Genomic DNA, 9,834 nt, shown 5'->3' on the forward strand with positions numbered 1-9,834 from the left:
AAACTAAATCAAAACCTAAAAACAAAAAAGGGCGCTAGGCGCCCTTTTACACGACCTATTACTTAGACTTTACATCGTTAGCGTTGAGTGCGCGGATGCGGCTCGCCAATGAGTACAGGCGGATAAAGCCTTCGGCATGTTTTTGATCGTACACTTGATCTTCACCAAAGGTGGCAAACGCTTCAGAGTACAAGCTGTTAGGTGAACGTTTCTTCACTGCGCTCGCTTGGCCTTTGTAGAGTTTAACCACAACTTCACCGTTCACTGATTCAGCCAGTGACTCAGATGCTGCCAGCAATGACTTACACAGTGGCGTGAACCAACGGCCGTCATACACTAAATGCGCCATTTGTGCGGCAACTTGCTCACGCCAGTTACGGCTAGTCTTGTCGAGTACAAGCTCTTCAATCGCACGTAGTGCTGCGAACATCACAGTGCCGCCGGGTGTTTCGTAACAGCCACGGGACTTCATGCCGACTAAACGGTTTTCGGTAATGTCGATACGACCCACACCGTGTGGCGCAGCAATGGCGTTTAATGTCATCAGCGCAGCATAAGGCGTTAGGGCTTCACCATTCACTTTAGTGATACGGCCATGTTCTACTTCTAGCGACACATATTCAGGCTTGTTCGGTGCATCTTCAGGATCGGCAGTCAGTGTCCATACGCCTTTGCTTGGCTCGTTCCATGGATCTTCTAACTCACCACCTTCATGGGATATATGGAAAGCGTTGGCATCACGGCTATAGATTTTAGTCGCTGATGCTGACGTCTTGATGTCACGTTCAGCTAAATAGGCCAGTAGATCTTCACGGCTCTGCATAGTCCATTCACGCCATGGGGCAATCACTTTTAAATCAGGTGCTAATGCGGCGAAGCAACCTTCGAAACGCACTTGGTCGTTACCTTTGCCAGTACAACCGTGACACAGAGCATCGGCGCCCACTTTACGAGCCACTTCAACCTGCGCTTTAGCAATAATAGGACGCGCCATTGACGTACCGAGTAAATAAGTGCCTTCGTAAATCGCACCGCTCGCAATCGTTGGGTAGATATAGTCTTTAACGAATTCTTCTTTTAGATCGACGATATGACATTCAGAAGCACCTGAAGCTAAAGCTTTTTCAGTCAAGCCAACCAACTCTTCTTCGCCTTGGCCAACATCGGCGCAGAATGCGATGATTTCACAGTTATCGTAGTTTTCTTTTAACCAAGGAATAATGGCCGAGGTATCTAGACCACCTGAATAGGCTAAAACCACTTTTTTCACGCCAGTATTTTTTATCTCGATAGACATCTTAAATTCCTATGACTCGTTTCTCTCAAGGAGAAAACAGGCTGCTAAACAGGGTTAATTTAACTAAATAAGGTTACCAGTACCGCATTTTGGGCATGCATCCGATTTTCGGCTTGTTGCAGAATTAAGGAGCCTGCACCGTCCATCACTTCATCTGTTACTTCTACACCACGGTGGGCAGGCAAACAATGCATAAAGAAGTTAGCGCCCGCTTTCGCCATCAAAGCTTTGTTTACTTGGTATGGTGCAAACTTCGCTTTAATATCCGCCAGCGGCGTTGGGTCGCCCATTGAAATCCAAGTATCAGTATAAATAGCGTCGTGACCTTCAATCGCATCGATATCTGAAGTGAGCACTATCTTGCCGCCATATCGTTTGGCGAGCTCTTGCACTTCTGCCACTACGTAGCCATCAGGAAAGTGACCCGCAGGGCAGATCACTGTCATGGTGGCACCGAGAATAGCCGCACAGTACATCAGCGAGTTAGTGACATTATTACCATCACCAACATAAGCTAATTTAGCTTTACTGACATCCTCAAACTGCTCTGCCAGAGTTAAAAAGTCAGCTAAGGCTTGGCAAGGATGATAAAGATCCGACAGCGCATTGATCACGGGCACTGAGCCGAACTCGGCTAATTGTTCGATAGTGGTGTGTGAATAGGTTCTCGCCACAATTGCGTCGGCCCAACATGACAGGTTAGAAGCAAAGTCAGCAACCGATTCCCGTTTTCCCAGTTCACCATTTTGCTGGTCTAGGTATAAACAGTGGCCACCGAGCTTATTAATACCGATATCAAAGCTAACGCGTGTTCTGAGTGAGGGCTTTTCAAATAACATCACCACACTCTTGCCATCCAGCGCATGACGATACTCAGCCGGATTGGCTTTGATCGTTTTTGCCAAGGCAATTAGATCCTGTAACTGCTGCTGGGTTAAGTCTTTTATCGATAGTAAATGCTTCATAACCTACTCCACTTATGGTTGGATTTGTGTTCCTACGGCTTCACCTTTTGCTAATGCGATTAATTGGCTTGCATCACGCCACGAGGCAACTTGTACCGCCTGCCCCATCCACTGTGCGACTTCGAGCGCAGCTTCAACTTTGACCTTCATTCCTTTTTCGATCACACCTTGCTTAACAAGGTCTGCTATCTGCTTGCCATTTAAACTGTGGATGAGCTGGCCTTTACCATCGAGCACCCCAGAAACATCCGACAGTAGCACTAACTTGCCGCCCACTAATTTGGCTAATGCCGTTGCCGCTTGGTCTGCATTGACATTAAGCATTTGTCCATCGTCCATCATGGCGATAGAGCTACAAATCGGCATCCAACCTTGGGCGAGGATAAACTTAAGATAAGTGCCATCGTTTGGCGTGACTTCGCCCACTAGGCCTAAACGCTCATCTTTAATCTTAGCCGAAACAGTATTGCCATCGGCGAGGCTCATGCCCACACTCACAATGCCAGCCTTAGTCGCTGCGCCTTGAAGAATTTTGTTCGAAGTACCCGCAAGTGCGCCGGCAATAATCGGCATTTGCTCAGGCGGAGTCACACGCAAACCTTCTAACTTGACGGTTTCCATACCATTCGCTGCTAGCTGCTCATCCACCAGACAGCCGCCGCCATGCACCATCAACACTTGCTGACCATTGGCTAACATAGCCGCAGCCGTATCCATCAATCGCGCCATCCCCATTTCACATTGCAGCAGCGCGCCGCCCACTTTAAGCACTAATACTGAGTTGTTTATAGACATCTTGACGACTCTCTTAAATAAGGATGAACAATTAAAGGTTAAAATGAATCTTTATGCATTGCAGCGCTTGGCTTGCAGCACCTTTCATCAAGTTATCGATGGCACTAGCTACCACTAAGTAACCGCTATTCTCATCAAACTTCCAACCTAAGTGACAGTTAGGTGTCAGCACCACATCGTCTACTTTCGGGAACTGATTGTGCTTCACGGTGACCAATGGCGCCTGGTCATATACGCTATAGGCCGCTGCCACATCGGCAGTCGTAGTGCCTGGTTTTAGCTGCACAGTAATGGTCGCTAAAATGCCACGCTTAAAGTTGCCAAGGTGCGGGGTAAATATCACTTCTTGACCAAGCTGAGTGGCGATCTCGGGTTGATGTCTATGGCCTAATACGCCGTAAGGTGTCAGGCTCACTTCACAAAAACTGGTGTGTAACTGCGCTTTACGGCCCGCACCTGTTACGCCGCTCACGGCATTGATCACCGGATAAGCCGATGTCAGTAAACTCGCTAGCGGTTTTAACGCTGTCAATGATGCGGTCGGGTAACAACCTGGCACGGCAATCATCTTAGTCGCAGCGATTTCTTTAGCATTCCATTCGGCAAGGCCATACACGGCTTTGGCTAAAACTTCAGGATATTCATGTTCAAAGCCATACCACTTCGGATATTGCGCCACATCGCTAAAACGATAGGCACCGCTTAAATCGAATACCGCTAACCCTTGGCTATAAAACCAAGCCGCTAAATGCAGGCTCACCGAGTGCTCGGTCGCTAACACCACGGCATCCGCTTCTGCAACGATTGTTGCCTTAGCTTCATCGGACAATGGCGACAACGTTAATGCGATATGGCTATAGCTAGGATACAAATCCGCTAAAGGTTTACCTTTATCTAAACTGTTTTCAGAAACATACAAACCCTGAATCGTCAGTTCTGCTTCTGCATGGATTAAAGCGGTCAGTTGCGCGCCTGTGTAACCACTGGCACCAATAATGGCGATATTTTTCATGTTTTTTGTCTTATTAACCGAATCAAAGAAACTTAAAGAGTAGATGAATAGCTTACACGCAACCGCGCATATCTATGATGACAAGACTATCGTCGCAGGAAATCGTAATAGGTTGTTATTTTATTCACTGTCAGGCTAATACTGTGCATCATGATATTCACTCTACAGGTCACAGGGGGTGACTCATCTCAACTGATGGCTAGACTACCACAAAGATCTACTTATGCAATATATGTGAATATATATTTTTAATTTATTTTCATCTTTTAAGCTCAAATTAGGATATCGAAGACACAGTTCCCATTCAGCTAACTCGTTAATAACACAGTTATCCAGGGTCAACATGAGTCAAAATCAGTCCTTTTCATTAACAGCTAAGATACATGTCTGCAAAGCATAAAATGATGCACTTCATATTCACTTGCACTAATCATCAAAAAATATTGCGTGACTTCGCATTTCTATTGAATATTCTTCATCAAATACCGTGATTGGTTGCATATCGGATAAGCCAGTCGTATAAGTTATAAGTTCTGCTGTTGACCATAGCCCCAAGTGATAGGTATTGTGCTAACGGGCTAAATGCACAGCGGAATTTTCATGTTTTTCTATTCGGAGTAACTATGTCAGTAACCATGGCAGACAATATGACAGATATGTATGCGTCATTAAGATCGAACGTGAGTATGTTAGGCCAAATCCTTGGCGATACTATGCGTACCCATCTTGGGGACTCTTTTCTTGAGAAGGTTGAACAGATCCGTAAGCTTGCCAAAGACTCACGCCGAGGCGATCAAGCCGCCAGAGAGCAAATGCTCGAGTTACTGACAGCTTTGCCAGACGAAGAATTAGTCCCTTTTGCAAAAGCTTTTAACCAATTTCTTAACTTAGCTAACTTATCCGAGCAATTTCATACTATCAGTCGTAATTGCGACGAACTTGTCTGCGTGCCAGACCCAGTGGAACAACTCCTAGGCCGCATGCTCAATGGTCGTGTCGACCAAGCTAAAATGCTCGACTGTCTAAAAACACTGGATATCGATCTGGTGCTAACAGCGCACCCCACTGAAATTTCCCGTCGCACCCTGATCCAAAAATACGCCGCCATTGTCGACTGCTTAACAGAGCAAGAAAACGACCAACTATCGGATAGAGAACGTCAACAGATCAATCTGCGCCTGCGCCAATTAATCGCGCAAATATGGCACACCAATGAGATCCGCCGCGAGCGCCCAACTCCAGTAGATGAGGCTCGCTGGGGATTATCCACCATTGAAGAGTCACTCTGGCATGCGGTGCCTGACTTCTTAAGACAACTTAACGATCGAGTGCAGCAACGCACAGGGCAGCAATTACCGATTGATATCGCGCCAGTGCGCTTTTCAAGCTGGATGGGCGGCGATCGCGACGGCAACCCGTTTGTTACCGCAAAAGTCACCCAAGAGGTGCTCGATCGTAACCGCCATGCTGCCGCCAGATTATTCTTAAAAGACATAGTCCTACTGGTCGGTGAACTGTCGATGGAAGAAGCCAATGATGAGTTAAAGGCTTATACCAATAACAGCTGCGAACCTTACCGACACGTGCTGCGATCTATTCGTCAAAGACTGCGTGACACCATAGATTATTTAAATGCGCGCATCGAAGGCCACAATCCTGAAGTCGATAAGTCGAGCCTGATTTGGCAAGAAAGCGATCTCAAAGCGCCGCTAGAAATGCTCTATAAGAGTTTAACCGACTGCGGTATGCGCTTAATCGCCAACGGTTTATTGCTCGACATTCTCCGCCGTCTCGCCTGCTTTGGCATTCATATGCTCAGGCTCGACATTCGCCAAGATGCCAGCCGTCACAGCGATGTGCTCGCCGAGTTAACTCGCTATCTCGGCATGGGTGATTTCAACCATTGGGACGAGACTGAGAAGCAAGCCTTCTTATTACGTGAACTCAGCAACCGTCGTCCACTGATCCCAAGTAACTGGCAACCCTCGGCCGATGTGGCCGAAGTGCTTAATACCTGTCGTTTGATTGCTAAACATCCGGCAAAAGCACTCGGATCCTATGTGATTTCGATGGCGGGTAAACCATCGGATGTCTTAACGGTTTTACTGTTACTCAAAGAAACAGGCTGTTCGCATCCAATGCGCGTGGTGCCACTGTTTGAAACCTTAAGCGACTTAAACAACGCCGCTGCATGTATTACCGATTTGCTCGATATTGACTGGTATCGTGGCTATACCAAGGGCATGCAAGAGGTCATGATTGGCTACTCTGACTCAGCTAAAGATGCCGGTGTTATGGCGGCGGCTTGGGCTCAGTATCACGCCCAAGAGCAGTTAGTGGCAGTCTGTAAACAAGCGGGCGTCAAGCTCACACTATTCCATGGCCGTGGTGGCAGCATTGGTCGCGGGGGTGGTCCTGCACACAAAGCAATCCTATCGCAACCACCAGGTTCGGTAGATGGCCGCATTCGCGTGACTGAGCAGGGCGAGATGATCCGCTTCAAGTTTGGCTTACCAAAACTCGCGGTTCAAAGCTTGGCCCTGTATACCTCGGCCGTATTGGAAGCAACCCTGTTACCACCGCCAGAGCCGAAGCAAGAATGGCGCAATTGCATGCAACGTATCGCAGAAGAATCAGTGGGTGCTTACCGTGGCATAGTGCGTGATGAACCTGATTTTGTGGCTTATTTCCGCGCGGCAACGCCAGAAGTGGAATTAGGAAAACTGCCACTCGGCAGCCGCCCAGCCAAACGTCGTGTCGATGGTGGGATCGAAAGTCTGCGAGCTATTCCGTGGATTTTTGCTTGGTCGCAAAACCGCTTGATGTTACCTGCATGGCTCGGCGCAGGTGAAGCACTACAAGCCGCCAGTGAACGCGGTGAGATGGGCTTACTGCAAGATATGGAGCGGGAATGGCCCTTCTTCAGCACTCGCATTTCAATGCTGGAAATGGTCTACGCCAAGGCGGAACCTAATTTGGCCCGCTACTACGAAACCTGTTTAGTACCTAAGGAATTGCATCACTTAGGCGAAACCTTGCGCCAACGCTTAGATCTGGGCATTAAAGTCGTGCTTGAGCTGACAAAATCGGATAGTTTAATGGCGCATACACCGTGGAATCGCGAATCAGTTAAACTGCGAAATCCGTATATCGATCCATTAAACTTCTTACAAACCGAGCTATTAGCGCGGACACGTAAGGAAACAACCGAAACTCCTGCGTCTGAACATGTACAGTTAGCGCTAATGCTAACCATTGCAGGTGTGGCAGCGGGTATGAGAAACACTGGTTAATGAAAAAACTTTCCCGCACGATTTGCTTGGGACTGACTGTACTGCTTGGCGGCTGCGTCTCGCAGTACAGTATCAGCGAGCATGAAATGGAGCAGTACCTCAGTAAAGAGATCCACTTTGAGGTTAAACAAGGCAATCAATTAGTTGGCGCTGAAGTGCGCATTAACGACATCAGTGTCAAGCTAGGTGTAAAACCTGACACTATGAGCGTAAGTGCCGCAACTCAAGTATCAATTAAGAATCCGATCTTTCCATTGAGCGCCAAACTCACTACGACTTTCGAAGCCAAGCCTTGGTATGACAGCGCAACGCACAGTGTCTATCTGCGCCAACTCGAATTAGTCAAAGTGGAATCAACGCCCAAGGATATTGAAAAAGCGATTAGCAGTGCCACGCCGCAGGTGATGGGTTATCTAAGACAATTCTTAGAAAACCAGCCTGTGTATGTGCTGGATACCAAGGACAGTAACCAAGCACTGATGGCAAAAATGACCGAAAGCATTCAAGTTGCCCCAGGCAAATTAGTGCTTAAGTTCACTAAATAATCTGCCATTTTTGTATCTCTGTAGAAGTTAAAATGCTCCCTCGGGAGCATTTTTGTTGGCGGGCATAAATGGATATATACCCGTATAAGAGTTACTTACTGAATCGCCCAATCGACTGATAATCGACGATCACAGCTTCAGCTAAAAGCTCACGTCTTAGCATATCGTAAGCCACAGCAGCACTTAAACTGCGTACCAGATCCCGTGAACGTCTCGGTAGTTTAATCATCTGACTGTAAACACCGCCGCGAGTTGCTAAAGCGATCGCCACAGTGCCCACAGGTTTCTCATCTGTGCCACCATCGGGCCCCGCGATTCCACTGGTTGCCAGCGCATAATCACTGTCTAAAATTTGCCTTGCCCCCTTAGCCATTTCTTCCACAGTCGCAATAGAGACTGCACCATGATCATCTAAGGTTGAAGGATTAACACCTAACACGCGCACTTTAGATTCATTACTGTAAGTCACTAATCCGTGCTGTAAGTAAGATGAACTGCCGGGGAAATCAACTAACTGGCTAGTGATCATGCCGCCAGTGCAAGACTCGGCAACGCTTAAGGTCAAGCCTGAGTTAAGTAGCTTATAATGAATTTCTTCGGCAAGAGTGGCTTTATCGTCCGCGACAACCGCAGTACCCAGCACCATTTTGATGTGCCCAGCGACGCGAGGTAATACTGCAATCGCCTTCTCGCCACGGGCGAAAATCTTAATCTCAATATGCGGCATAGAAGAGCGGTAACCAATAGTAATGCCTTCTGGCAGCTCTAGCGGTTCTAACTTATCTGCCAAAGCGGACTCACCTTGGCCTATGGTCAATAGTTTCTTTAAGGCGACCTTAGCATCAAGGTTAAACTCTTCGCGAATAAAGGGCACAAACTGCTCTGTAACCATGTGCTTCAGCTCAAAAGGCACACCAGGCGTAAAGAATAACCAAGCGCGGTTAAGCTTAACTCTAAAACCACAAGCGGTTCCCACTGGGTTATCAACCATCACAGCTGACGCTGGCAGCATAGCTTGCTTGAGATTACTTAAAGGCATTTCACGGTTATTACGGGTAAACCACTCCTCTAAACGCTCACGCCACTCCGCATTCTCAACCAATGGTTCGCCCTTCGCCTTCGCCATCGCTAAAGCAGACATATCATCACTCGTCGGCCCGAGACCACCATTAACGAGAATCACATCTGCATGTAAGCTACGTTCTTGGAAAACCGCAATCAGATCCTCGAGGCGATCGCCGACTGTTACTCGACGCTGGATCTCGACACCATGCTCCATCATAGTACTGGCAAACCAAGCGGCGTTGGTATCAACAATCTGTCCCGCCAACACCTCTTCCCCAGTACAAATCATCTCTAACTTCATCTCAGATCCTTATCTACCCCAACAAATTAAATCATAAGGTAAGTAACCGCTTAACTAATAGCAATAGCAAGGCGCGATCTAGAACTCAGATCGCTGTAGCGAAATCGAAGCATTGTCATAATAACTGCTGAAATAAAAGCCAAGCGGCACGAATTATCAATATCGTGGAGCGTGAAAGAAGGTAATTGTAGAGAGAAAATTGAAGAGAAACTAATAAATTGAGGACAAACTAGGCTGAAATTGACAAATTGCAGACGCAAAAAAGCCAGCTTATTCAGCTGGCTTCGTTACATCTCTACGAGATAATTAGGCGCTTGGCGATGACCTACTCTCACATGGGGAGACCCCACACTACCATCGGCGCGTTTGCGTTTCACTTCTGAGTTCGGGATGGGATCAGGTGGTTCCACAAGGCTATTGTCACCAAGCAAATTCTGTTTATTACCGTGTCCATCTCTGGACCACGTTAATAATAATTCGGAAAGCTGATTTGCTTTGTTTGAGTTCACACTTTATCAAGTGTCGATATTCTGTCTAAGGCTTTTCGTACGACCTCCATGG

7 protein-coding genes and 1 rRNA gene are annotated in these 9,834 nt (G+C 47.3%); 2 read left to right on the forward strand and 6 right to left on the reverse strand.

Going from position 1 to position 9,834, the window contains the following annotated elements; translation table 11 throughout:
* Positions 1–58: 58 nt before the first annotated feature.
* Genes L5L97_RS14230 through argC form a run of 4 tightly spaced genes read right to left on the reverse strand, consistent with a single transcriptional unit; the run spans position 59 to position 4,069 of the window.
* The gene (locus L5L97_RS14230; protein ID WP_173248114.1) at positions 59–1,297 is read right to left on the reverse strand and encodes an argininosuccinate synthase; all 1,239 of its coding nucleotides are present in this window, start codon (positions 1,295–1,297) and stop codon (positions 59–61) included.
* A gap of 59 nt (positions 1,298–1,356) precedes the next feature.
* Entirely contained in the window at positions 1,357–2,262 is a 906-nt protein-coding gene (locus L5L97_RS14235) for an ornithine carbamoyltransferase (RefSeq protein ID WP_263182474.1), read from the reverse strand.
* Between the two features lie 12 nt (positions 2,263–2,274).
* Positions 2,275–3,057, reverse strand: a complete 783-nt coding sequence (gene argB / locus L5L97_RS14240; RefSeq protein ID WP_131525847.1) for an acetylglutamate kinase — start codon at positions 3,055–3,057, stop codon at positions 2,275–2,277.
* 31 nt (positions 3,058–3,088) lie between these two features.
* Positions 3,089–4,069, reverse strand: coding sequence for an N-acetyl-gamma-glutamyl-phosphate reductase (argC, locus tag L5L97_RS14245; protein ID WP_131525846.1), 981 nt, complete (start codon positions 4,067–4,069; stop codon positions 3,089–3,091).
* Positions 4,070–4,692: 623 nt separating this feature from the next.
* Between argC and ppc the strand changes: the two genes are divergently transcribed.
* Together ppc and L5L97_RS14255 are read left to right on the forward strand one after the other, a co-directional pair.
* Positions 4,693–7,362 carry a phosphoenolpyruvate carboxylase gene (gene ppc, locus L5L97_RS14250; RefSeq protein WP_113941466.1) on the forward strand — a complete coding sequence of 890 codons (2,670 nt, stop codon included), beginning with the start codon at positions 4,693–4,695 and terminating at the stop codon, positions 7,360–7,362.
* A complete protein-coding gene (locus L5L97_RS14255) occupies positions 7,362–7,907 on the forward strand; it encodes a DUF1439 domain-containing protein (RefSeq protein WP_263140922.1) in 546 nt (181 codons plus the stop codon). The genes ppc and L5L97_RS14255 overlap by 1 nt, the downstream gene beginning before the upstream one ends.
* A gap of 91 nt (positions 7,908–7,998) precedes the next feature.
* Here L5L97_RS14255 and L5L97_RS14260 read toward each other — a convergent pair whose 3' ends face one another.
* The gene (locus L5L97_RS14260) at positions 7,999–9,273 is read right to left on the reverse strand and encodes a CinA family nicotinamide mononucleotide deamidase-related protein (RefSeq protein ID WP_263140920.1); all 1,275 of its coding nucleotides are present in this window, start codon (positions 9,271–9,273) and stop codon (positions 7,999–8,001) included.
* Between the two features lie 312 nt (positions 9,274–9,585).
* Positions 9,586–9,701: ribosomal RNA gene (rrf, locus tag L5L97_RS14265) — 5S ribosomal RNA — on the reverse strand.
* Positions 9,702–9,834 lie beyond the last annotated feature (133 nt).

Origin of the sequence: Shewanella sp. SM71, from assembly GCF_025653905.1 — a bacterium.
GTDB classification, from domain to species: Bacteria; Pseudomonadota; Gammaproteobacteria; order Enterobacterales; family Shewanellaceae; genus Shewanella; species Shewanella oncorhynchi.